This is a genomic window from Arthrobacter sp. AK01 (assembly GCF_021109375.1).
Taxonomy (GTDB): Bacteria; Actinomycetota; Actinomycetes; order Actinomycetales; family Micrococcaceae; genus Arthrobacter.
The window spans coordinates 133,611-156,094 of the sequence record NZ_JAJOHP010000002.1 but is presented as its reverse complement, the minus strand read 5'-3'; the positions used below and the strand labels follow the sequence as shown (position 1 = coordinate 156,094).

The window sequence follows — 22,484 nt, the reverse complement described above, 5'->3', positions numbered from 1 at the left end:
TCGTAGTGGTGTGGGCGGGGCGTGGGGTGAGCTCGGGCCACGTGCCGTTGACGGGCGGCGCGGGCGTGTGAACCCCGACGGCGCTTGGGTGTCCTTGGGGTTGGGCTTGGGGGATCGGGCGGGGTTCGTAGTGTCGGGGTTCGTTGCGTTGCGGGGTGTGTTGTGGGGCGTGCTCTGCGCGTTGGGGTTCGTAGTGTCGGGGGGTGTATTGCGGGGCCTGCTCTGCGCGCTTGGGTGCGCTCGAGTCACGCATATCGGGCCCCGCAACGGGTGGTGCCTCGCCCGGGGTACGTTGCGGGGCCTGTTCTGCAGGGTTTGGTGGTGTGGATGCGTGTAGAGCGGGCCTCGCAACGTTGGGGGGTGGTGCAACGGGAACGGGAACGGGTCCCGGCCGAACCGGGCGGAGCCTCAGCGCGGGTATGTGTTGTGGGGCCTGTTCTTCGCCTTCACGGGGAGCCGAAGGGTGCACGCCGGGCCTCCCAATGGGAGGGGTGCGTTGTGGGGCCTGTTCTGCAGGGTTTGGTGGTGTGAATGCGTGTAGAGCGGGCCTCGCAACGGGTGGGGAATCGCGGCGAGGAACTTGTGGGGCCCGCTGTGCTCGCCTGAAACGGGTCCAAGGGCGTAGAGCGGGCCTCGCAACGGGCGGGGCCAGCCCGGCGTCGCGGAGTAACTGGACCCAATGCTCGGGTGCGCCATCCAGCTCAAACCCTCGCACCGGCGTCGTCCCTTCCGGCGAAACAGGCCCCACAGATTCAAAAGACTCACGCGGCCCACCATCCAGCCACCCCGCCACGCCCCGCAACCGTCGCGCTGCCGCCCGGCGCCAGGAAAACGCAGGCTCAGGCGACGGGAGCGCGGGCATCGTCGAGCTCCAGGCGGTCGTACGCGATGCTGAGGGATTCGATGGCGAGGTCCTTGCCCAGGGCGTCAAGGGGCGCGCCGAACCAGTCGCACGGCCAGGCGCCCAGGAGGTTCCAGCGCCGTACTTCCACGGATCCGGCGTCGTTGAGCATTGCGACGGACACGTTACGCCGCTCCACTTTTCCGTCCACTGCCTTGAAGAGCCATTGGAGCATTTCGGTGGAATCGGTGAGCCCGTACTTGAGGGTCACTGGCGTGTACTCCACCTGGCCGGGGATGACTCGGACGGTGCTGTTCTCGCCGCCGGAGCGGTAGAGGATGCGGTCGATCTTCAGTCCGAGGCCCTCCACTTTGGTGAAATGCCCTTGGACGACGCCTTGGATGACGAGCTTGAAGTTGTAGGCCCGATACGGGTCCACCACGTTTCCGGGCTGGGCGGCAGGTGTTGGGGTTGTCATGTCAGGCTCCTGCGCTCTCTGTCTCGCTGGTGTTGTCCGCCGACTGCATGAGCTTGAAGATCACGAATTCGGCCGGTTTCACGGGCGCGATCCCGATCAGCGTGACCACTTGCCCAGCGTCGCGGACCTCGGGCGGGTTGGTTTCCTCGTCGCATTTCACGAAGAACGCTTGTTGAGGAGTAGTCCCGAGCAACGCTCCATCCCGCCAGACATTCGTCAGGAACGCGCCGATGTCGCGGCGGATCGACTTCCACAAGGTGTGGTCGTTGGGCTCGAACACCACCCAGCGCGTCCCGTCCGCCACGGATTCCTTGATCATGTTGGTCAGCCTCCGCACGTTCACATATCTGTATTCGCTGGCCTCAGGTGCCTTGGTCCGTGCGCCCCAGATCCGGATGCCCTCACCGGGGAAGTAGCGGATGCAGTTCACCCCCGCAGGGTTCAGGACCTCCTGCTCGCCGCGGCTCACCCGCCGCACCAGATCGATGGCGCCCTGGATGGGCTCGTTGGCAGGTGCCTTGTGGACGCCGCGGGTCGCGTCAACGCGCGCCCACACACCAGCGATATGGCCCGACGGCGGTTGGGTCACCTTCTTGCCCGACACGGGATCGATCATCACGATCCACGGGTAGTACAGGGCCGTGTAGCCGCCGGGGGATTGCGGGGCGCCGAGGTCCTGCTGCTCACCGGCCTCCGCTGTGGGGCCGGCAGAGGCGGACGCAGCGGGTCGCGTTGAGTCGGGCCAGTCAGGTGCATCGGAGGCTACCGAAGAGGAGGACGACGACGGCGGGTTGCCGCCGGCGTCGTCCGTCTCCTCCGTTGAGTCCCCGGCTCCTTCAGGGTCGTCATCCGAGTCCGCGTCCGCCGTCGTGTCTTCAGCCGAGTCCGCAGCCCGGGCACCTTCTGGAACGCCCGATGTCGCCGCCCGTGTGAGCGCGCCGACGTCGTCCACCTTTTCCACCGTGTCCAGGATGGCCATGCGGTCCTGGCGTAGCGGATGCTCAACGTGTGCCTGGAGGGCGGCGTAGGCTTCGGCGGTGGCGAAGCCAGGAGCGGCCACCATGGAGATGTCGTCCACCGCTTCGAAGAGCGTCAGTCCGGTAGGCTTTGCGGCGGTTCCTGTGAGGCTGCCGTCCTCGCCAATGTTCACCACATAGCAACGGCTTCCTCCGTTGGAGAAGAAGCCGTACACAGCGTTCGAAAGCGGTGTGCCCGCTGTCGCGTTGCCGACGTATTGGTCCACGAACTGGGTCCAGTTGTCCAGGACCCGGAGCTCGTCGACCAGGGCGTCCCGGTTGGGAGCGAGGCCCACGAACCCGGCGATGCTGGTGTTGACCTGCCCAATCGCGCGTGCGCCACTGGGAACTTCCTGTACATAAACGCCTGGCGCCTGATAGTTCGCCATGGTGCGCTCCCTCTTACTTTATGGACGGTTCACGTCCACCGGATGATGACCGGCAGGCTGCTGGTGCTGGCCGAGACTTCCCGTTCGGTGCCGAGGACAGCCACGGCAAAGTGCTGGAGTTCATCCGTCGAGGCCAGGACCTCAAAGTGGCCGGTGGCATCGCTGACCACGGCCGTGGCGGAGGAATGGGCGTGGATGTAGGCGTCGGGGATGCCTTTGTTGTGGGCGTCCACGAGGCGTCCGTGGATTCGGCGGGCAACGCCTGTCTTGGCGATGAGCGACTCCAGGACGGGAGGCCCGGAGGGTTCTTCGAAGCGGAGGGCAACAGGGATACGGACAAGGAAGCCCAGTCCTTGTCGGATGGCGCCGGAGTATTCCTCGGGACGGAATTCCCCGGTGGACACCACTGAATACTGGCTGTGGTGCTCTACTGCCAGCAGGAGCTTTTCCATGGTGTCGAGTTGTTCCGGACCATGGCATTCGACCGCAACCCGGAGTTCCAAGTCCAGGACCGGGCCGTCGCGGCGTGACCTTCCCACGCGGTTCAAGGTGATGGCGTGGACGGTCACGGGGGTGTCCGGAGGGGGAACATCTGCATCGGGGGAGCCGTCGTCGAACCGCACGCGTTGGGGAGAGATGGCGTCGGAAAGTACACCCAGAAGGTCGGTCAACGACGAACGCACATAGCCCACGGCAGAACCCAGAACTCGAAAGGTGACCACTAATGCAACTGGGACTAGGGTACTCCCGCTGTTGCGCGTAGTCACTGGGGTTTCAGGGGTAATTCCATTCGATTGATGGTGGACCCTAGGTGCCTCACCCGCCCATTGCCTCAGAAAGTCCACAAAAGCACTCGGCTAAGACGGTATTCATCGAGACGACTTTCCAAGACAAGAACCATGCCGAAAGGATGCGGTAGTCCGCTGGCACCTTCGACTCGGGGCGGGCGTCTTGAAAACCTGTACTTTTCCAAGACGACCAGTAAACCGGTGCCATGTCGATTACCGACTTCGCTTCACACACTCTTGGGGCAGGTTTGATGGAGGAGCGAACACATCTAGCCTGTGGTCATGTCATATGACCTTGCTGTGTACCTGCCCGAAGCCCTGGACGCAGAAGTCCTTGCCGCTCTCGTGGACGCTTCACCAGGTTTGCAGTTGGAAGAAATCGTCGACGGAAGCGCTGACGGCCCGCAGAACCGGCACATCCTGCGCGGCAAGAAAGCCGCGTACTGCTTCACCCTGGAAGGCCCGTACCTGGTCGAGCCCGAAGACGTTCCGTATGAGGTCACAGCCGCCGTCCTCGGCGCGGGCGTCATGTACAGCATCCTGGTTGAAGGCTCCGATCCGGGATCCATCCCGCACGCTGTCCGATTCACTAAACGCCTGGCCAAGGAAGCCAACGGAGCAGCGCAGGACCTCCAGACCGAAGAGGTCTGGCCCAAGACCAGCAATCGCGGGGCGGCAAAACCCGAACCGAGAACCATAGTCGACATGGTTGAAGTCCGCTGGTACCACCTCATAAATGAGGTTCGAGACAATTTCCCGCAGCGCTACCTCGATCTCGCGCGACAGTATTTACCGGAGGCAGTACCGAAGCGCTTCGGCAGCTATGAACCCCATCAGGGAAACCTGGCCCGTGACGGTGACCAGGCATTTGTCCGCGCCTTCGCTGAAAATGAGAGAGTATCCACAACCGGGACCTTCCCTGTTACCGGCGCTTACTTCAGCGGCGTCTACGGCGGCAACTGGAACCAGGACCGCCCCATCCGCCAAGGCGACGTGCAAGCTGTGTCACTCACTATCCATCGCGACGTCCTCGAGGACCCGCAGTGGCGGGACGGATTCCAGCGGTTCTTTGTTGCTGTGGCCGCAGAGCTTCGCAGCTTCTACGCAACGGCCGAAGTCGACCCGGGACGCTGGGAATGGACAGGGCGTACGCTTTGGTCACTTCCCTCGCCCCTCACTCTCTACTATCAAAAAACAGCTTGGGGCCGCTGGAAGGGCCTCACCGCTCATCCGACGTGGATGGCCTGGTTCTCCCCGCTGTACACCGATCTTGTCCGACCCCACCTGCAAGGAGCCGTTCAGGAATATCCCGAAGGGCTGTTGCACCACGTAGGGGATGGGCCCTTGGATCGCGAACAAATCATGGAACGTTGGCCGGAAGCCTCCCAGTGGGTACCGGTTGAGCTGACCGCCGTTCCGAACCCCAACGAAGAAGACCGGTTCGCTGAGACCATGCCCGAACGGCTCACCCGGATGCTCGTGCCGCCGCCGAAGCCGGACTGGACATAGAAACATACAGAAAAATCTTGTCCAGCAGAATCCGTCACTTGCGGCCCGCCCACCATACTAACCAGAGGACCTCATTTGTCTTATGACCCGACGCTCTACTGTCCTGGTTCCCCCACCGTTGATCAAGTGCGGGTGCTCGTGGGAAATACCCGTGGACTGCATGCCGATCCGGAGAATTCCGATGGCACCGGTGTAGTGGTGCTTCGAGGTGTGAAGCGTGGCTACAGCTTCACCGTCGATGGCCCGTTCTCCATCGAAACCGAGGACGTCCCGGAGGAAACCATCGCGGTCCTACCTGAGGCCACGACGATGTTCCAGGTCCTGGTGGAGGGAACCCCCAGGGGCAGAGATCCCACATGGGGTCCGCTTCGCACGGAAACTAGCCAAAGCCTGCCAAGGTCTCGTTATGGACGAGCAAACCTCGGAAGTATGGCCGCAACCCAAGACGGAAAAGGAACAACCACCACGGACGGAACCACAAAAGGAATATAAGGACGTCTGGATGAGCTGGTTTCTCCTCCAAGACGACCTCCCGGCAGACTATCTGGAGGGCTATCTCCGGATAGCCCGAGAGCTACTTCCCGAAGCTGTCCCCGTGCGTTTCGGCAAGTACGAACCCCTTCAATTCAGGTTCGATTCGAGCGGCGAAAAAGGCTTCATCGACGAGTACTACAACGACGAATCCAATGGCTGGGACATCTACTACAAGAACCCGCCACCGGTTCGGTACGGCAGCATCGAAGCCGCGGAGCGTGCCTGGGGTATCCCGTTCACCCGAATCACCCTAGTCGTGGACGGCCATGCTCTTGCCGAGAGTGCGCTCAGGAGCGCACTGCGCCGGTACTTCCTTGCGGTGACCACCGAGCTCGGCGCGGTCTATGCATCTGCCGAAATGGTTCGCGGGCAAGACATGCAGCGGCGTCCGTTCTTTCGGCTTCCACCTGATCAGTGGGTAGGATTCCCGCCCTACCCACTCTGGTGGGTTTGGGCCGGCCCCCGGCTCGTACCCGAGATTGGGCAATTTCTTGGGCCCGAGGCTTCCGAACACGCCGGTGGCCTTTTTCGCGCTTTCAGCGACCAACCCCTCGACCGCTGTGAGCTCGCCGAAAAGCTCGGAGCTCAGAACCTACCGTGGGTCCCTGCCGAATACTCCGCAACCTACTCCGACCAACAAATGGCGCCACTCGCTGTCGCGTCCGTGATCCCTGAAGTCCTCCGCAACCGCGAACCCCTCGACCTACCACCAGACACCTACAACCCACCGAGGAAACACTGAACTACGAGGCCCTAGAGGGCAGGCTTAACCGGCTGCAGAAATTCAGAAATCACACGCTCGGCTAAACCCTTGCGGACAGCGTACGCGACAGATAGCGCTGCAGAAACACCGCCATTTAGCGCTGAACTCCACAGGTGGGGGAGCGTCCCAGGGGGAGTGTCCCACTTCTAAGGAAGTGGAATAGCCGCATCGGCTTGTTTAGTGGTGTTACACCTAGGCACTGATTACCCAGGGCGCAGTTCATTGTGACTTTCGAGGCCTATCATTTCCCGCCACGTCGTCGGTTTCATGGTGGAGACCTGAACTGCTATTCGCCTAGGTTGTTCGGGGTGTTTACTGGCATTCGAGCCTCCCGGAGGCGGGGAGGCACGTTCTGGGCGAGCTCGGTGGGCTCTATGGTGTGGTCATTTTCGTAAACACCGCTGTATTCGTTTGGGATCCATGCGTGGGCCGGTCCTGGGAGCAGGCTGCTGAGTTGGCGGCGGTCCGACGGGCTTTCGGTCCAGGAATGGAAAATACCTTCGGGATACTCCTTTACGTGGCCCGTCAGGTAGGGTCGAATCATGTCTACATAAAGTGGCCCAAACCACATCCACCACTGTGGATGAGCTTTCAGGCCGACCCATTGGTAGCGGGCACTGGGCGAGGTGCACGTGGTTGACGAGTAACGAAATATGTCTGCGTAGAATCCGTTGGGCAGAACGGGTATTACTTCTGCGTGCGCATGGAAGGCGCCTATCTCTATCGCAAACTGGACGAAGAAGTCCTTTGTTCTGGCACGAAATTCCCCTGATTCAAGGGCACTGCGCTGGATGGTCATGCTCATCACGCGCACGTCACCCATCAAAGGGTCCGTTATGTACTTGAGCGACGCGCTTTTCACAGGCAGCGCTGTTTTGAGAACGAGCGTTGCTGCCGCGGAGCCTTCCCATTCTCGTTTGAGTCCGTCGATGCCGTCTCTAGCAAAGTCTCCTTGATAGGGATAGAAGGATCCAAAGCGTATGGGCAGTGCTTCGGGAATGTATTCCCGCGCAAGATTTACATAGATCTCTGGAAGATCTTCGGGCAATTCATCGGCGAGGCAGTACCAAGCGAACTCCACTACGTCGCCATGTTGGTGGGACGGGGAGACGTCGGTCGCCCCCATTCCGGATTTGGGCCACATTTCCTGCCGTTGTTCGTCGAACGCAACGCCGTGACATGCCTTGGCCAGCTTTTTGGCGAATCGGATTCCATGGGCAATCTCAGATTCGTCGTTTCCCTCTACGAGCACCTGAAAGAGCGTCGAAGCCGATGGGAGTGCGGCAGCAACCTCATCGGGGAGGTCCTCCCTGATGACGTTGAATGGGCCATCAACGGTGAAGCTGTAAGTGGCCTTCGCTCCGCGCTGCACAAGCACTCCGCTTGACGGTTCATCGAACAGGCCGGTTCCTTTGTTCCAACTCAGGCCGCGGGTGTTATCGATTAGTAACAACACCCGCTCCATCGATGGCGTGTCAGGGCAGTAAACGGAGAGGTCGTAGGACATACGTCTATTCTCTTCACATTCCGTAGCTCTATGGGGCAGGAGGGGGCGTGCCGTCCAAGGCGTAGGGGAGATCTTTGAACTCGATACTGGCGTTACGGATAGCGGCAGCTACCTCCGGGCTAGTCCGGGGATCAGAAAGCTTCGTCCCAATCGTGTTGTACCGAACGTGAATGACTACCTACGTTCCCGCTGGCTTAGTGGCATCGCCATGCTTGGAGTACGTCATGAAATCTCGGATCTGCGGTGTCATCCTGAACTCTTTAACGTTCTTGACTTCAACTACGTTTCCGGTGAGGACACCGTTCACTCGTTCCATGGAGTCCGGGAACCGCAATTTGCTCATTCCCGGGACCTTGACACCGGTCTTGCCCGTCGGCCTGATCCGTGCGATGGAAAATGCAAACTGCGGATCGGAAATGGAGAGCGGGTCAACGGCGCGCCCTCACTATGGGGCTACGTCAGCGTCAGGAAGTCTCCTGTTGATTGGCGCGGGAAGTTTGGACGCAGTTGACGTAGAGGTGGGTTATTCCGAATTACAGTCCTGCCTCAGTAAGTGGGACGACGTTCTCCGCGATTGCGAAGCCATCGTGGAAGCCTTCACGACCAAAGGTTCCTACGCCGCGTCCTAAGATATCGACTCCCAAGCTTTTTTCGAGGACTGCTGGCACCTGATGGGGGGACTGCTGGGGTTTACGGCAACATCGAGGCCTGTCTCAAGCCGTGCCAAAATAGGCCCCACTCGATCCTCTGCCCGATGACCGGCCGCGCCGCAGGGATCACCCGCCGAGCCAAGCACGTGCTGTTACCTACTTGGGTGAATCAGGCGAGCCCCGGCACGCCGTCGGTGATCGTGAAGGACTTCCTTGTGCTGACCGGTGCCCCCGGTGTGGTGACGTAGTCCAGCACACGGAAGTCCGCGGTCATGGCGTCCCTGGTGATGCGCGTGTTCACGTAGCCGCGGTTGTCGTTGTAGAACTTCAGGTGCGGGTTCCACGCCATGGTGGGGTCGGTGGTGGAGCCATTGCCGTCGCCGGTGGAGGTGATGGACGAGCACACCAGTTCCGAGCCGACCACCGCCCCCGCCGGGTCCTTGTAGTCCACTTTGAGGTCGGTGGCCCAGTGGCGGTGGACGTCGCCGGTAAGTACGACGGCGTTGCGCACCTTGGCGTCCACCCAGCCTTGGGTGATGCGGCGGCGGGAGGCGGCGTAACCGTCCCAGCCATCCATGGAGACGTCGTCGATCTCCGGCGCCTTGTCGCGGTCCCGTTCGGCGAAGAAGACCTGCTGGCCCAGGATGTCCCAGCGCTGAGTGGAGTTCTTGAAGCCGTCCAGCAGCCACTTCTCCTGCTCGGCGCCGGTGATGGTGCGGTTTTCGGCCAGGCGCTCGGCGACGTTCTTCCGCCAGCCGTCACCTGCCAGCTGGTCGTCCCGGTACTGGCGGGTGTCCATCATGTGGAAGTTGGCCAGCTGGCCCCATTGGATGGTGCGGTAGATCTTCATGTCGAACCCGGCAGGGACCGAGGACGCTCGCAGGGGCATGTTCTCGTAGTACGCCTGGAATGCTGCCGATCGACGCTGACGGAAATGCTCCGTGGTGTCATTGAGTTGGCCGGGATCGCTGTTCTCGGGGATGTCATCGGCCCAGTTGTTGTCCACCTCGTGGTCGTCCCACACCACCAGCCACGGCGCGATGGCATGCGCAGCCTGCAGATCGGCGTCGGCCTTGTACTGTGCGTGCCGCTGTCGGTAGCCCGCGAGGCTGACGGTCTCCGGTCCCTCATGATCGCGGGGGTTGCCGCCGCCGATCACGTAACTGTCCTTCTTGTATTCGTAGAGGTAGTCGCCCAAGTGCAGCACCAGGTCCGGGTGGTCCTCGGCCAGGCGTTTGTACGCAGTGAAGTAGCCGTGCTCGTACTGGGCGCAGCTGGCGAATGCCATGGCCAGCGCGGCGGGCGTCTCGCCGGGCGCTGGGCTTGTCAGCGTGCGGCCAATTTCGCTCACGTGCCGTCCGGTGCGGAAACGGTAGAAGTACTCCCGGCCCGGCCGGAGGCCCTTCAGTTCGACGTGCACCGAGTGGGCGGTTTCGATCCTGGCATGTTCGACGCCGCGGGCTACTACCCGGCGCATCGCGGGGTCTTCTGCGACCTCCCACGCGACGGCGACGTTGCGGGAAGGCATGCTGCCCAAGCCGTCTTCGGCCACGGGATTCACCGCCAGGCGCGTCCAGATCACGAAGCCGTCGGGCCACGGTTCGCCCGACGCGATGCCAAGCGTGAACGGATCGGTGCGGAGACCGGCGTCGTCCGCTGTTGAAACCGCGACGGCGGTCTGCGGCAACGCGGCGACGAGTCCAGCCCCGAGCCCGGCTGAGATGAGGGACCTGCGGGAGATGTTTTCCATACGTCCGACCCTAGGAAGCCCGGGTTGACTGGACTCAAGAATGGCATGAATGAGTGGTTAATTGTGTGACAAAAGCTGTTATCCCGGGCTGAGCCGGTGCCGGCCTCGAGGAGGGCTCGTCTATGCTCAGACCATGACTACGGGGGAGAGCCCTAAACGGCCTGGTGCGGTGACGTTCTCGGTGGTGCTGATGTATATCGGCGGCATCGCGCAGATCCTTCTGGGGATCCTGACGATTTTCCTGCGGTACACACCGGAGGCCCAGTCCGGCGGCATTGCCTTGCCTATTACGCTGCTCGGCGCCGGCATGATCCTGTTCGGCTTGTTGGTGATCGGGCTGGCGTCCGGGGTAGCCCGGGGAAGCAGCGCGGCTCGCCGTGGTGCGACAGCGGTCATGCTGCTGGGACTGGTTTTTGCCGTGCTGGACCTTATCGTTGCCGCTGACGGTGACTGGTCAGCTGTGATCTCGCAATCCATCGCTACTGTGGCCGTGCTGGTTCCCTTGTGGTTCGGCCGGGGACGCCGCTACTTCGGGACGCGCTGATTTGAGACCCGCTGATGCAGGGCTTCCTGGGCGTCCCGGTACGCAACCCGGCGGTGAACAAAGCGGACGATCTCGATCAGCGCGATACAGGCCGCCGATGTTCCCAGGACCAGTAGCGCCGTGGGCAGCGTCGGATCGGTGAACTGCAGGAAGTCGCGGGCGATCGGTACTGAGTAGACCAGGACCAGCCCGATCATCATGGCGCCGATCACCAGCCCCTTGAACCGGGTGACAGGGCGCGACAGCACCACGAGGATCCAGATACCGATGATCGCCAGGATGAGGGTGGACCCGGTCCTGATCTCGGCTTCCGGAATCTGCAGATTGGCCGCGAGCCGGGCGTAGGAGGCAAGGCCCAGGGTCACTGATACACCCGCCGGCACGGCGAAGGTCAGGGATCGCCGGAGGAAACCCGGAATATAACGCTGGGCGTTGGGCAGCAATGCCAGGAAGAACGCCGGAATGCCGATGGTCAGGCCGTCCGTTACCGAGAGCTGCCGTGGAAGGAACGGGAACGGCAGCAGGAGGATGCCGAAGGAGATGGCAAGGAAGGTTGCGTAGGCGGTCTTGGTGAGGAACAGCATGGAGACGCGCTCGATGTTGGCGATGACCTGCCGGCCTTCAGCCACGACGCTGGGCAGGTGTGAGAACTTCCCATCAAGGAGTACCAAACGGGCAACAGCCTTGGTAGCGGCGGCACCTGAGTTCATGGCGACACCGATATCGGCCTCCTTGATGGCCAAGGCGTCGTTCACCCCGTCGCCGGTCATGGCCACCGTATGGCCGGCCGCCTTCAACGCCACCACGATCCGCTTCTTCTGGTCCGGGGTGACCCGGCCGAAAACAACGTTGTTGTTGATGACCTCCAGGAATTCCTGGTCATCGTCCGGCAACTCGCGGGCATCAAAGCCATGCGGTGCATCCAGGCCAACCTCGCGGGCGATCGCAGCCACGGTCTGCGGGTTGTCACCCGAAATGATCCGGACGTCAACATCCTGGGCGGCGAAGTACGTGAGCGTCTCCGCAGCATCGGGACGGATGTTCTCCTTGAACGTCAAAAGCACCACCGGGACGGCGTCTGCTGGGACGGTCTCGTCGTCGGTGGGTGTGCCGTGGGCAAGGACCAGCGTGCGTCGGCCCGTCGTCGCCAACTCGGCGGCCTGGATGGCGAGCTGCTGAAGCACGGGATCAGCCGAGTTGCGTGCTGGAAAGACCATTTCGGGGCCGCCCAGGATCCACATTCCGTCGTCGAAAATTACCGCGCTCCACTTGCGGGCGGACGAGAAGGGCACCCGGTCAAGTGGGGCGCCAGACGGCTCAGTGAAGTGCCCGGCGAGGCTCCGGGCCGTTGCGTTGGCATCCTTCTGCACTCCGTACCAGGAGAGCACAGACTCCCACCCTTCACGGGCGCTCAGGGGATGCGCGGCGTCGAAAACGATGTCGCCTTGGGTGAGTGTGCCGGTCTTGTCCAGGCAGATGATGTCCACGCGTGCCAGTCCCTCGACGGCCGGAAGCTCCTGCACCAGCACTTGCTGGCGGGCGAGTTTCACCGCCCCCACGGCGAAGGTGATGCTGGTCATCAGCACCAATCCGAGGGGGACCATGGCGACGACGGAGGCGATGGTCGCCGTCGCTGCGTCCCGCCAGGCGCCGCTTGCGGAGGCCTCGGCCCACCCGCCCTGCGCAATCATCTGCGCGTTCAGGACCAACAAAGCCACGGGACCCACGAACCAGGTGACCCACTTGAGAACGCGGTCGATCGAGGACCGGAGTTCCGAGGCCACCAGCGAGAACCGCTTGGCCTCGGCCGCGAGTGAATTGGCGAAGGAATCCGCGCCCACCCGGTCCACTACTGCGGTGCCTTCTCCTGCGACCACCACGGACCCGGACAGGACGCGGTCGCCGTCGGCCTTTTCCACGGCATCGGATTCGCCGGTGAGCATGGACTCGTCCACTTGGAGGCCGCGGGATGCGGACACCAGTCCGTCGGCGGGCACCTGGTCACCGGCCCGCAGGACAAGGGTGTCGTCCAGCACCACGGCGTCCAGGTCGATTTCGGCCTCGGAACCGTCGCGCATCACCCTGGCGTGCGGGGCGTTCAGGAGGGCGAGGCGGTCCAGGGCACGTTTGGCCCGGTACTCCTGGACGCTGCCGATCACCGCGTTGGCGATGGCGCTGAAGCCGAACAGGGCATCCTGCCAGCGGCCGATCGCAAAAAGGACGATGAAGCAGGCCAGGATGATGCCGTTGAACAACGTGAGCACGTTGGCGCGGACAATGCTCCACACGCTGCGGCTGGTGTCCTGGACAAACGCGTTGGTTTGTCCCGCGGCCACCCTTTCGGCTACCTCGGCGGAGCTCAATCCCTGCACCGATGACCCGACGAAACGGACCGCGGCCCCTGAATGATCCTTCTCGTTTTCCGGCACCCAAAGCCCCCTGCTGTCGAGCCGATCCAACATCGATCCCAGGAACTGAGTCTGTCCAAGGACGGGTGGAGCGATGCGTCTGAGTATGCCAGCCGCGGGGCGTTAAGTCGCCGTCGTCAGTGTTGTGGCGTGAAGGTCATGCCGTGAAGGCGAGGTCCTTCGCTTGGAGCCTGTGGAGGAGTGGTTCGCCCCGTGAGATCCGCGCGGCTTCCTCAATGGTGCTGACCGCCATCCGCTCAAGTTCCATGCCCAGTGAGCCCGCCAAGTGCGGTGTGAGCAGCACGTTGGGATGCGTGTAGAAGCCTGAATCGGCCGGGAGCACCCAGGGTGTGGTGACGTCCAGGACCGCGTACAGGTCGCCTTCTTCGATGCGTCGGAGCAGGGCGTCCTGGTCCACCAGTTCACCGCGGGCGGTATTGATGAAAGTAGCCCCCGGCTTGAAGCTGGCCACCAGCCCTTGGTGGATCAGGTTGTAGGTGGACGGGAGCGACGGCGCGTGGAGGCTGACGACGTCGCAACTGGCCACCAGTTCCTCAAGGCTGAGAAGTTCGACGCCGAGCGCGGCTGCCGCTGGCTGGTCCAGGAAGGGGTCGGAGACGACGACCTCGACGTCGTAGGACTTCAGGAGGCGGATGACGTGCTTGCCGATCCTGGATGCTCCGATGATGCCCACGCGTTTGCCGAAGTTGCCCATGTCCGGGAACACGTTGTCTGGCTCAATTTCGGTCTTCTCCGAGTGCAGCTTCCGGGCGATCTGCAGGACCCTTTTGTTGGCCAGCAGGATCATGGCCACCGTGTATTCGGCTACGGGGATTGAATTGGCATCGGCTGCCGTGCTGATTTCGATGCCCCTGTCCCAGCACTCCTCGCCCACATGATGCTTGACCGTGCCGCCAGCGTGAAGGACATGGGTCAGGCGCGGGGCCGCAGCCAGGGCGGCTGCGTCGAGCTTCGGGCAGTTCCACCCCGTGATGAGGATGTCCGTCTCCGCCAGGAGTTCCACTGAACGTGGGGAGGTGAAGTCCTCCATGGGCTCCGGGCTGAGCAGCCGCAGGCCGGAGGGCATGGTCTCCAACCTGCGTTGGGGAAAGACCCGGGATACGACGCCGGGACCCATGGCGAGTGCGACGTTCAGTGGGGTTGTGGTCACTTGACGCTCCCTGCGGTGAGGCCGGACTTCCAGAACCGCTGCAGCATGATGAAGGCCAGCAGCAACGGGATGATCGAGAGCAATGAGCCGGTGATGACCATGGGCGTGAACTCAGGCTGCGGAACTGAATAGCCCTGCCAGATGGAGATGCCGACACTGACCGGCAGCAGTTGCTGGTCCTGGAGCATTACCAGCGGAAGCATGAAGTTGTTCCAGACACCCACGAACTGGAACAAGGCGATGGTGATGTAGCCGGGCATCATCATGGGTAGCCCCAGGGAGAAGAAGGACCGGATGGGCCCGGCACCGTCCATGCGGGCAGCCTCGAGTGTCTCTGCCGGGACGTAGCTGGCGGAATAGACCCTGGCCAGGTACACGCCGAAGGGGTTGCAGAGCACCGGGATGAGGATGGCCCAAATGGTGTTGGTCATGCCCACCAAGGAAGCCAACAGGTACATGGGCAGCACAGTGGCGGTGTTCGGAATCAGCACGCCCACCAGGACGAAGCCGAACAGTGAGTCCTTCCACCGGAACTGGAACTTGTCGAACGCGTACCCGGCCATGACCGAAATCAGGCTGCCGAACACGGCACCAACGCCGGCGTACATCACTGAGTTGCCCAGCCAACGGAAGAACAGCCCGCCGTCCTGCTTGGCCACGTTGGCGATGTTCTCGAACAAGGAGAAGTTGCCCAAGGCATAGGCGCTGGTGCCGTACAGGTCTGCAGCGTTCTTGGTGGAGGCGAACACCAGCCACAGGACCGGGACCACCATGTAGGCCGAACCGATGATCAGGAGTCCGTTGACGGTGAACTTGCTGGCGAAACCGCCTCCGCGGTTGGAACTGCCACGGTTGGAACGGGATCCGGGGCGGCGGCTCGCTGGTTTCGGCGGGGCCGTGTGGGGACGGGAGAGTGTTGAGGAGCTCATGATTTGTTCATCCTGGAGCTAAGGCGGGTGACGGCCAGGGACAGGATTGCGGCCAGCCCGGCGATGATGATGGAGGCCGCCGCGGCCTGGTTGAGGTTGTGGCGGATGAAGGCTGCGTCATAGGCCCACAGGTTGGGAACCCACGTACTGGTCACGGAGGCGGTGGCCTTGGAAATGATGTTCGGCTCCGTGAACAGCTGCAGGGTGCCAATGATGGTGAAGAGCATGATGACGCTCAGCGCCGGCAGGATCAGCGGGAACTTGATGCTGATAGCTGCCCGGATTTCGCCGGCCCCATCCACGCGGGCGGCTTCCAGGATTTCCCGGGGAACGGCCTGCAAAGCGGTGAACAGGATGATCACGTTGTAGCCGGTCCATTCCCAGACGCCGATGTTCACGATGGACGGGAGCACCATGTGTGCGTCCAGGAAGTTGATCTGGATCCCGCCGCCCTGGAGTGCTTGGACCAGCGGGCTGATCCCAGGGGTGTAAAGGTAGGCCCAAATGAGGGCGGCGATGACGCCCGGAACCGCGTGGGGAAGAAAGACAAGAAGCTGGAAAAGTTTGCGTGCTTTGGCCACCGTAGCGTCCAGGAGGAGGGCGAAGACCACGGCACCGCCCACCATGCAGGGAATGTAGATCAGGCAGTACAGGCCAAGGCGGGCGATGCCTTCCATGAACGTTTCGGACTGGAAGACCTGAACGTAGTTCTCGACTCCAACGAAGACCGTCTTGGCTTCACCGAAGCCCAGCCCGGACTTCTGCTGCGAGTGGAAACTCAGCACCAGTGAGTAGATCACCGGTGCGATCATGGCGATCGCGAAGACCGCGAAGAAGGGGACCAGGAACAATGCGGCAGTCCGTCCGCCGGTTCCCGCCAGTGCGCGGCCTCGGCGGCGCACTGTGGTGGTGAGGGCCTGGGTGGCCATGGGATTCTCCTAGCTTGGGAGGGGGCCCCTCAACGAGGCCCCCTGCCTGTGTGGCTACTCGGTGAGTGGCTATTCCGTGACGGAGAGGCCGTTTTGCTTCAGGCTGGCCACGGTGGCCTCCTGGGCGGTATCGACGGCGTCATGAATGGTGCCGCCGGTGGTCAGCTTGCCGTAGGCGTCCTTGAGGGCTGTGTTGGTGATGTCCCAGTTGGGTCCCCACTGCCAGCCCGGGGTGATGGTGCCGTAGGCCTTGGTGAAGACCGAGTAGATGTCGTTGCCGAAGTAGCTGGCGTCGTAGGCCTGCTGTGCTACCGGCGTCAGGCCCGGGAAGGCAAGGAACGCGGAGCCGGTGTTGCCGCGGGCTTTGATGGCTTCCTGGTTGGTAGTGAGGAACTCGACGAACTTGGCGGCCGCTGCCGGGTTCTTGCTGCTCTTGGTCACGTTGAAGCTGGAGCCGCCATAGAAAGCGCCCGATTCGTTGCCCCAGTTGGGCAGTTCGGCAGCGATCCACTGGCCCTTCTGTCCGCTGGCTTCAGTGCGCTTCTGGATACCCGTGGCGCTCCAGTTTGCGCCAACCACGCCAACAACAGTGCTATTGGCGAGGTCCAGGCTCCACTCGTCGCTGTAAGCCTGGGTGACCTTGACGATCTTCTGGTCGATCAGCTTCTGCCAGTAGCTGGCCACCTTCTGCGTAGCTTCGTCGTTGACTCCCACCTTCCAGCTGTCGCCTTCGGTGCCGAACCACTTGGCACCTGCCTGCCAGGCCAGACCGGCGCTCGCCGCTACCTCGTTGGGGTTGAAGCTGGCCAGGTAGGAGTCTGGCGCTACGGCCTTGAGTTTTTTGCCTGCCTCTTCGAATTCGTCCCAGGTTTTAGGGACCTCGACGCCGGCCTTGTCCAGCATGTCTTTGCGGTACCACATGAGCATGGGGGCCGCGTCGTACGGAAGTGCGTAGGTCTTCTCACCGAACTGGACCAAAGCCTTGGTTTCGTCCGTGAGTTTGTCCACTGTTTCGGCCTTGTTGATCAGGCCATCGAGCGGGATGACCTGGCTGTTGCTGACGAACTGCGGCAACTGCGGGTATTCGATGGTGGCGACGTCCGGGCCGTTACCTGCCGTGATGGCGGTGGAAAGTTTGGCGTAGCCGCCGTTGGCGCCGTTGGGGATGGTTTCGAAGCTGACCTTGATCTTGTCCTGGCTGGCGTTGAACGCGTCAGCCACTTTGTCCATGCCTGCCAAGGAGGACCAGAAGGTGATGGATCCTGACGGATCTTCCGTGGGCGTGGGAGCAGAGGAAGTGCTGGGGCCCGTGCCGCAGGCTGCGAGCAGCAGGGTGCTGGCGGCCAGGCCGGCCACCCCTGTAAATAGGTGACGACGCTTCATGGTGTTCTCCTTTGAAGACTGTGCGATGCGAAGAGGGAACATGTGGTTGGGGCCACAGGCGATGGATCCATGTAATCCGCAAGTTCGAACATCTTCAATATTTCAAACAAATTCAAACATTCTGCTGGGGAAAAATCGCCGTCAGGGGCAGATGAGGCCAAAGAATCTGCAACCGTTTGTGTTTGAACGAACAGAAACGCTGGACGACGTTCGCTCGACGCTGCTATGAATTCTGGACACCCGAACGGCGACTACTGAAAAAGTCACTACCTAAGAACAGGGATTCCAATGGAGAAATCGAACATCAGCAGGCGGGCAGTCCTACAGGTCGGCGGTGCTGCGTCCCTCGCCGCCGCCATCGGCATGGCAGCCGGCCAACCGGCGTCGGCGTCCGCCTTCCTTGCGTCCAAGCCGAAGGCGACGGAAATCCTGGACCTGGGTCCCGCCGTCGTGCAGTTCTCGCTGATGAGCGGGCTGCTGGTGGGCGACGTTCTTTACATCGGTTCCCGCAACCTGGAGCCGGTCCGGATCATCGCCTTCCATGTCCCCACCGGAAAGGTCATCGGCCAGACCGAGCTCACCAACGGGCACTCCATCCAGACCCTGGCTGCTGACGCCTCGGGCCGTTACCTCTACGCCGGTGTTCTGCAGAAGTCGACCGGCACGCAGCCGAACCTCTTCCGCTGGGACCTCAACAGCCTTGGCACCAAGGCCGCGGCGATTGGCTACATCGGCGACCGGGATGTCCGTGACCTCAGCGTGGCGCCCAACGGACGCCTCTATATTGTCGGTGGCGGAAGCCCCACGGCGCCGGCGCTGTGGGAGTTCGACCCCGCAACCAATCAGATCACCAGCCTCGGCATCCCCGATGCCGGCGCCACTCTTGCCCGTGCCGTGGCCGCTACCGACTCCACGATCTTCTTCGGTGCCGGCAGCACGCTCAATGGTGGCAGCGGCGCCAGCCGGGCCTGTTTGTTTGCTTACGACCGCGCTGCCAAGACCTTCACCAACGTCACTCCGGCTGAAATGCTGAAGGATCCCAGCATCCGCGACCTTGGCATCGTGGGAGACAAACTGATGGTGAGCTCCGCCGGTTCACTGGAGAACTCCAAGATTGCCGCTGTGAACCTCAGCAACCCGAAGACGTATGTGCAGGCCCTGTCCGAGGGGAAGACTGCCAAGAACTTTGCGGCCATCGGGGATAAGGTCTACTTCGCCAACGAGACCGGGCTGGTGGCCTACAGCTTGTCCGCCAACGCAATATCGGCTGTGCCGTACCAAGGGCCTTCGTTGGGTGAAATCTGGGGCGTCGACGCCTTGGGCGGCAAGCTGCTGGTCACCTCGGGCTACGGCTTCGTCGCTGAAATTGACCCGGCAACCGGAACCACCAGAACTACCGACCTCGGCGAAGCCGGCGCACCCTCTGATCCGCAATCGGTGATGGGAATTGCTGCCGGAGCAGGCTACGTCTATGTGGGAGGCAACGGCGTCATTGCGCGCCGCTCGCTCCGGACAGGGGACGTTGCCAATATGCTCGCCCCTGGTGAAGCGAAAGATGCGATCGTGGTCAACGGTGCCCTGTATACAGGGCAGTACAGTGGCCAGGGCATTTGGAGCTACGACCCCCGGAATGGGAAGCCGATCACGCAGGTGGCGGAATTCCCCAAGGAACAGAACCGACCCCTGGACGTCTGCTGGGACGAGCGCAACAAACTGGTCCTCGTGGCGGCGCAGGCGGACACCGAGGGCGGTGGTTCGCTGTGGACTTATGACCCGCGCACCGGTAAGAAGGGCTTCTTCCTGAATCCGATCGACAACGTGCAGTTGCTCCGGGCGGTGGCATCCCGCGACGGCGTGGCCTATTTGGGGGGCGGCAATCCAGGTCTCGATGGCGCAGGAACCGTGGTGGCATTCAACCCTGTGGCAGGGAAGGAATTGTGGCGACTGGATGCCGGGGAAGGGGCAGGCATCGCGGCCCTCGCCGTACAGGGTAAGTACCTCTACGGTGTGACGCGCAAGGGCGGTCTTTTTGTCATGGACCTCCCCAAACGCAAGATTGTGCACCGCTCGGACATCAGCGCCGTGAGTTCCGGCTTCGCCGCCTTGGTGACAAACCGCGGTGCTGTCTACGGCGTCTCGAATACGCACGTCTTCCGCTTCGATCCCAAGACCTTCGAGGTAGCCACCGTGGTAACTGATATCGACGGCGCCTGGTACAGCGGCGCACATATCAACAACGATGAGGACGGTTACCTTTATACGATGCGGGGCCGGAACCTCGTGCGGATCGACGACCACCCCCGGCGGTAGTGGCTGGCGTTGCGGGGCCTGCTCTGCGCGCTCTGGCGAGTGTTTTACGCGCAGAGCGGGCCCCACAACGTTGTTTGTATTCGGTCATTTATGCTTGTTTGAACATTGGGATTCCGGAAGAGGATTGGCATGCTCAGCGGGGAACGCCACGAGAAGATACTCCGTGAGTTGGAGCTGCGCGGGACCCTGACCGTGAACGACTTTGCCGAAAAGAGCGGCCAGTCCACCATGACCATCCGCCGGGACCTGACGCAGCTTGCTGCCCAGGGCCTGCTGCGAAGGGTCCATGGCGGGGCAGTCCGGATAGTCGTGGAGCGCCCCGGTGACACTGTCCACAGAAGGCCGCGCCAGCCGCTGGCTACCCTTGGACTGATCGTTCCCACCACCGGCTACTACTTCCCGGAAGTCATTCGTGGCGCTGAAGCCGCAGCCAGGGCGCTGAATGCGCGCCTCATCCTGGGTGTCAGCAACTACTCCGAGGAAGACGAGTTCCGGCAGCTCCAGCGCATGGTGGCCAACGCCGTCGACGGCATACTCCTGGCAACCGCTGGACCCCTTGAGCCCGGTTCGCCGACGTTCGAATTGCTGTCCGGACTGCGCATCCCCGTGGTGCTCGTGGAACGCTCAAGCCGGGTTTTCGAATCAGTGATGTCCGATCACAGTTACGGCGCCGAGCTTGCCATCGAGCACCTTGCTTCCTTGGGCCACCGCCGGATCGGGCTGGCCATCGCCACCAGCCCCACGGCCCCTTGGCTCCGTGAAAGCCATGAGCGCATGGTAGCTAAGTTGGGACTGGAAACTGATGCTCCCATCATGGAATATGTACGGTCAGTAGTGGGCGCAGGCAACAACCAAAAGGAGTTCGCAAAATTCCTGAAAGATTGCCGGCGCACTGGGACGCACGCTGTCCTGGTCCTTCCCGATGAGGAAGCCATCACCCTGATCAACCTCGCTGAGGAGTCCGGCGTCGACGTGCCTGAGGACCTGGCGATCGTCGCCTATGACGACGAAGTGGCCGACCTCGCTCCCGTACCCCTGACCTCGATCGCCCCGCCAAAACGCGACGTCGGATACGCGGCGGTGACCATGTGCATGGAACGCCTCGCGGGAAAGACAGGGTCTGTGGTGTCGCCTGCCCTCCGTCGCGTGAGCCTTGCCCCGAAGCTGATCATCCGGGAGTCAACGGTGATAGGGGAGGACGCGGAGTAGGGAGCCACTCGACTCGCGGACTTCAGCGGGACATGTCAATGGCCGTTCCGAGACCGTTCCGGAGGGCCGCGTCATAGAGCAGCCGGCCGATGGCCAGGTCCTGCATGCCGATGCCGACTGAATTGAAAAGAGTGACGTCGTCGTCGTTGTCACGCCCGGCCAACTGACCGGTAATGACCGCGCCGAGCTCACCCCGCACGTCGTCGAGCGACATGAATCCTTCGGACACGGCCAGCATGAGGTCGCCTGACTTCTGGACGGCGGTTTCCATGTTGTCGACGAAAACCCTGGAGCGGCCCATCCCGTCCGCATCTATTTCACGGTGGGTGGGCCGGGGGCGGGCCCCCACCGCGTTGATGTGAAGCCCCGGACGGAACCATTCGCCGTGGACCAGCGGCTCTACGGACGGTGTAAGCGTGCAGAGGACATCAGCGGCCTCCACCGTTTCCTGGACACTGGATGCTGCCACGATCTCGATGGCGCGATGCGTGGTCCTCGCCTGGAAGGCTTGGACAGTGGCGTTGGTGCGGGACCAGACGACTACCTTCCTGATGGGTAGCACGTGCAGCATGGCCTCGACATGGGCAATCGCAAGGGCGCCTGCGCCGATCAGGCCGAGTGTTGAACTGTCGGGCCGGGCAAGGTACTTGCTCGCCACAGCGCTTGCCGCAGCCGTCCGGACCCGCGTGGGAACTCTGCCGTCGAGAAGGGCGAGGGTTTCCCCAGTGAGCTGGTCCGCCAGCAGGATGCTTGAACGCTGCGTGGGGAGTCCGGCCTCGCGGTTGGCGGGAATATCGGACAGCAGCTTCACGGCCGCGAGTCGCTGTGTATCGGCCAGTCCGGACATGAGCAGATACCGTGCGTCCGAAGACGGCAGGTGAAGGGACAGCGGAGCTGGCTGCTGGGCGGTGCCTCGGGCGATATCGACGAATCCACGTTCGACGGCGGATATCGTTTCGGACATGCTGGCCAGATCTTCAAGGGCTGAAGCGGTGAGAATGAGTGTCATGGGCACCTTCGGAGGTTGAGCGCTATGAATCGGAGTCGACTGCGCTCAAGGTATACCAAGCTTGAAATCCCCGTCAATGATCCGCTGGATAACTCGCTGGATCACGGTGTTAATTAGTCACCCAACGACACCAACTCATATAGATAACTCTACTTGGTATACCAGCTATCCGGACCCGAGATGCAGGCGGGCCCTCTCCATCTAGGGAGCGATGTGGGACCTTCGCGCATCAAAAATTCTGTTTGGTATGCCAAGTGGCAACTCCCATATCTCAATTGATAGCTGAATCCCCTGGTTGCCTAGAAAATATTCGGAATCTTTTGCCTTGACTATTGCCATGGGATACCAAATGAATCTACTGTGTGCC

At 62.2% G+C, this 22,484-nt stretch carries 18 protein-coding genes; 6 read left to right on the top strand and 12 right to left on the bottom strand.

What is annotated here, in order from left to right:
• Positions 1-839: 839 nt before the first annotated feature.
• Genes LN996_RS01525 through LN996_RS01515 form a run of 3 tightly spaced genes read right to left on the bottom strand, consistent with a single transcriptional unit; the run spans position 840 to position 3,446 of the window.
• Positions 840-1,319 carry a phage tail protein gene (locus tag LN996_RS01525; protein ID WP_231338438.1) on the bottom strand — a complete coding sequence of 160 codons (480 nt, stop codon included), beginning with the start codon at positions 1,317-1,319 and terminating at the stop codon, positions 840-842.
• A 1-nt stretch (position 1,320) separates the two neighbouring features.
• On the bottom strand, positions 1,321-2,724 hold the full coding sequence (locus tag LN996_RS01520) for a phage tail sheath subtilisin-like domain-containing protein (protein WP_231338437.1): 1,404 nt from the start codon (positions 2,722-2,724) through the stop codon (positions 1,321-1,323).
• 29 nt (positions 2,725-2,753) lie between these two features.
• A complete protein-coding gene (locus LN996_RS01515) occupies positions 2,754-3,446 on the bottom strand; it encodes a hypothetical protein (RefSeq protein ID WP_231338436.1) in 693 nt (230 codons plus the stop codon).
• Positions 3,447-3,794: 348 nt separating this feature from the next.
• Here LN996_RS01515 and LN996_RS01510 point away from each other — a divergent pair, with 348 nt between their 5' ends.
• The 3 genes from LN996_RS01510 to LN996_RS01500 all read left to right on the top strand — a co-directional run bounded on the left by LN996_RS01510 (position 3,795) and on the right by LN996_RS01500 (position 6,297).
• A complete protein-coding gene (locus tag LN996_RS01510; protein WP_231338435.1) occupies positions 3,795-5,021 on the top strand; it encodes a hypothetical protein in 1,227 nt (408 codons plus the stop codon).
• Positions 5,022-5,147: 126 nt separating this feature from the next.
• Positions 5,148-5,513 carry a hypothetical protein gene (locus LN996_RS01505; protein ID WP_231338434.1) on the top strand — a complete coding sequence of 122 codons (366 nt, stop codon included), beginning with the start codon at positions 5,148-5,150 and terminating at the stop codon, positions 5,511-5,513.
• A 10-nt stretch (positions 5,514-5,523) separates the two neighbouring features.
• Positions 5,524-6,297 (top strand): hypothetical protein, encoded by a 774-nt coding sequence (locus tag LN996_RS01500; protein ID WP_231338433.1) that lies wholly within the window; start codon positions 5,524-5,526, stop codon positions 6,295-6,297.
• 307 nt (positions 6,298-6,604) lie between these two features.
• Here the strand turns inward: LN996_RS01500 and LN996_RS01495 are convergent, their stop codons facing one another.
• The 3 genes from LN996_RS01495 to LN996_RS01485 form a co-directional block, all read right to left on the bottom strand.
• Positions 6,605-7,825, bottom strand: a complete 1,221-nt coding sequence (locus tag LN996_RS01495) for a hypothetical protein (RefSeq protein WP_231338432.1) — start codon at positions 7,823-7,825, stop codon at positions 6,605-6,607.
• Positions 7,826-8,003: 178 nt separating this feature from the next.
• Positions 8,004-8,168 (bottom strand): putative toxin, encoded by a 165-nt coding sequence (locus LN996_RS01490; protein WP_231338431.1) that lies wholly within the window; start codon positions 8,166-8,168, stop codon positions 8,004-8,006.
• A 476-nt stretch (positions 8,169-8,644) separates the two neighbouring features.
• The gene (locus LN996_RS01485; RefSeq protein ID WP_231338430.1) at positions 8,645-10,225 is read right to left on the bottom strand and encodes an alkaline phosphatase; all 1,581 of its coding nucleotides are present in this window, start codon (positions 10,223-10,225) and stop codon (positions 8,645-8,647) included.
• Between the two features lie 133 nt (positions 10,226-10,358).
• On the opposite strand from LN996_RS01485, the gene LN996_RS01480 reads away from it, so the two are divergent.
• The gene (locus LN996_RS01480; protein ID WP_231338429.1) at positions 10,359-10,769 is read left to right on the top strand and encodes a hypothetical protein; all 411 of its coding nucleotides are present in this window, start codon (positions 10,359-10,361) and stop codon (positions 10,767-10,769) included.
• On the opposite strand, the gene LN996_RS01475 is transcribed toward LN996_RS01480, so the two are convergent.
• The 5 genes from LN996_RS01475 to LN996_RS01455 all read right to left on the bottom strand — a co-directional run bounded on the left by LN996_RS01475 (position 10,751) and on the right by LN996_RS01455 (position 17,589).
• On the bottom strand, positions 10,751-13,198 hold the full coding sequence (locus LN996_RS01475; RefSeq protein ID WP_231338428.1) for an HAD-IC family P-type ATPase: 2,448 nt from the start codon (positions 13,196-13,198) through the stop codon (positions 10,751-10,753). The two genes, LN996_RS01480 and LN996_RS01475, sit on opposite strands and share 19 nt — an antisense overlap.
• A 136-nt stretch (positions 13,199-13,334) precedes the next feature.
• The gene (locus LN996_RS01470; RefSeq protein ID WP_231338427.1) at positions 13,335-14,348 is read right to left on the bottom strand and encodes a hydroxyacid dehydrogenase; all 1,014 of its coding nucleotides are present in this window, start codon (positions 14,346-14,348) and stop codon (positions 13,335-13,337) included.
• Entirely contained in the window at positions 14,345-15,277 is a 933-nt protein-coding gene (locus tag LN996_RS01465) for a carbohydrate ABC transporter permease (RefSeq protein WP_231338426.1), read from the bottom strand. Before LN996_RS01465 ends, LN996_RS01470 begins: the two co-directional genes overlap by 4 nt.
• Positions 15,274-16,206, bottom strand: a complete 933-nt coding sequence (locus LN996_RS01460) for a carbohydrate ABC transporter permease (RefSeq protein WP_231338425.1) — start codon at positions 16,204-16,206, stop codon at positions 15,274-15,276. Before LN996_RS01460 ends, LN996_RS01465 begins: the two co-directional genes overlap by 4 nt.
• Positions 16,207-16,275: 69 nt before the next feature.
• The gene (locus LN996_RS01455; protein WP_231338424.1) at positions 16,276-17,589 is read right to left on the bottom strand and encodes a sugar ABC transporter substrate-binding protein; all 1,314 of its coding nucleotides are present in this window, start codon (positions 17,587-17,589) and stop codon (positions 16,276-16,278) included.
• A 288-nt stretch (positions 17,590-17,877) separates the two neighbouring features.
• Between LN996_RS01455 and LN996_RS01450 the strand changes: the two genes are divergently transcribed.
• Positions 17,878-19,899: a PQQ-binding-like beta-propeller repeat protein gene (locus LN996_RS01450; RefSeq protein WP_231338423.1), complete on the top strand. Its 2,022-nt coding sequence runs from the start codon at positions 17,878-17,880 to the stop codon at positions 19,897-19,899.
• Between the two features lie 129 nt (positions 19,900-20,028).
• Complete coding sequence (locus LN996_RS01445; protein WP_231338422.1) at positions 20,029-21,108, top strand: substrate-binding domain-containing protein; 1,080 nt, start codon at positions 20,029-20,031, stop codon at positions 21,106-21,108.
• A 22-nt stretch (positions 21,109-21,130) separates the two neighbouring features.
• Here LN996_RS01445 and LN996_RS01440 read toward each other — a convergent pair whose 3' ends face one another.
• The gene (locus LN996_RS01440) at positions 21,131-22,117 is read right to left on the bottom strand and encodes an ornithine cyclodeaminase family protein (RefSeq protein WP_231338421.1); all 987 of its coding nucleotides are present in this window, start codon (positions 22,115-22,117) and stop codon (positions 21,131-21,133) included.
• Positions 22,118-22,484 lie beyond the last annotated feature (367 nt).

What these genes read in the sequence shown, in the direction of transcription:
- LN996_RS01520 (WP_231338437.1), bottom strand. Translation starts at nt 2,724, where the DNA reads ATGGCGAACTATCAGGCGCCAGGCGTTTATGTACAGGAAGTTCCCAGT.
- LN996_RS01525 (WP_231338438.1), bottom strand. Translation starts at nt 1,319, where the DNA reads ATGACAACCCCAACACCTGCCGCCCAGCCCGGAAACGTGGTGGACCCG.
- LN996_RS01455 (WP_231338424.1), bottom strand. Translation starts at nt 17,589, where the DNA reads ATGAAGCGTCGTCACCTATTTACAGGGGTGGCCGGCCTGGCCGCCAGC.
- LN996_RS01440 (WP_231338421.1), bottom strand. Translation starts at nt 22,117, where the DNA reads ATGACACTCATTCTCACCGCTTCAGCCCTTGAAGATCTGGCCAGCATG.
- LN996_RS01450 (WP_231338423.1), top strand. Translation starts at nt 17,878, where the DNA reads ATGGAGAAATCGAACATCAGCAGGCGGGCAGTCCTACAGGTCGGCGGT.
- LN996_RS01480 (WP_231338429.1), top strand. Translation starts at nt 10,359, where the DNA reads ATGACTACGGGGGAGAGCCCTAAACGGCCTGGTGCGGTGACGTTCTCG.
- LN996_RS01500 (WP_231338433.1), top strand. Translation starts at nt 5,524, where the DNA reads ATGAGCTGGTTTCTCCTCCAAGACGACCTCCCGGCAGACTATCTGGAG.
- LN996_RS01510 (WP_231338435.1), top strand. Translation starts at nt 3,795, where the DNA reads ATGTCATATGACCTTGCTGTGTACCTGCCCGAAGCCCTGGACGCAGAA.
- LN996_RS01465 (WP_231338426.1), bottom strand. Translation starts at nt 15,277, where the DNA reads ATGAGCTCCTCAACACTCTCCCGTCCCCACACGGCCCCGCCGAAACCA.
- LN996_RS01495 (WP_231338432.1), bottom strand. Translation starts at nt 7,825, where the DNA reads ATGTCCTACGACCTCTCCGTTTACTGCCCTGACACGCCATCGATGGAG.
- LN996_RS01490 (WP_231338431.1), bottom strand. Translation starts at nt 8,168, where the DNA reads ATGAGCAAATTGCGGTTCCCGGACTCCATGGAACGAGTGAACGGTGTC.
- LN996_RS01460 (WP_231338425.1), bottom strand. Translation starts at nt 16,206, where the DNA reads ATGGCCACCCAGGCCCTCACCACCACAGTGCGCCGCCGAGGCCGCGCA.
- LN996_RS01485 (WP_231338430.1), bottom strand. Translation starts at nt 10,225, where the DNA reads ATGGAAAACATCTCCCGCAGGTCCCTCATCTCAGCCGGGCTCGGGGCT.
- LN996_RS01445 (WP_231338422.1), top strand. Translation starts at nt 20,029, where the DNA reads ATGCTCAGCGGGGAACGCCACGAGAAGATACTCCGTGAGTTGGAGCTG.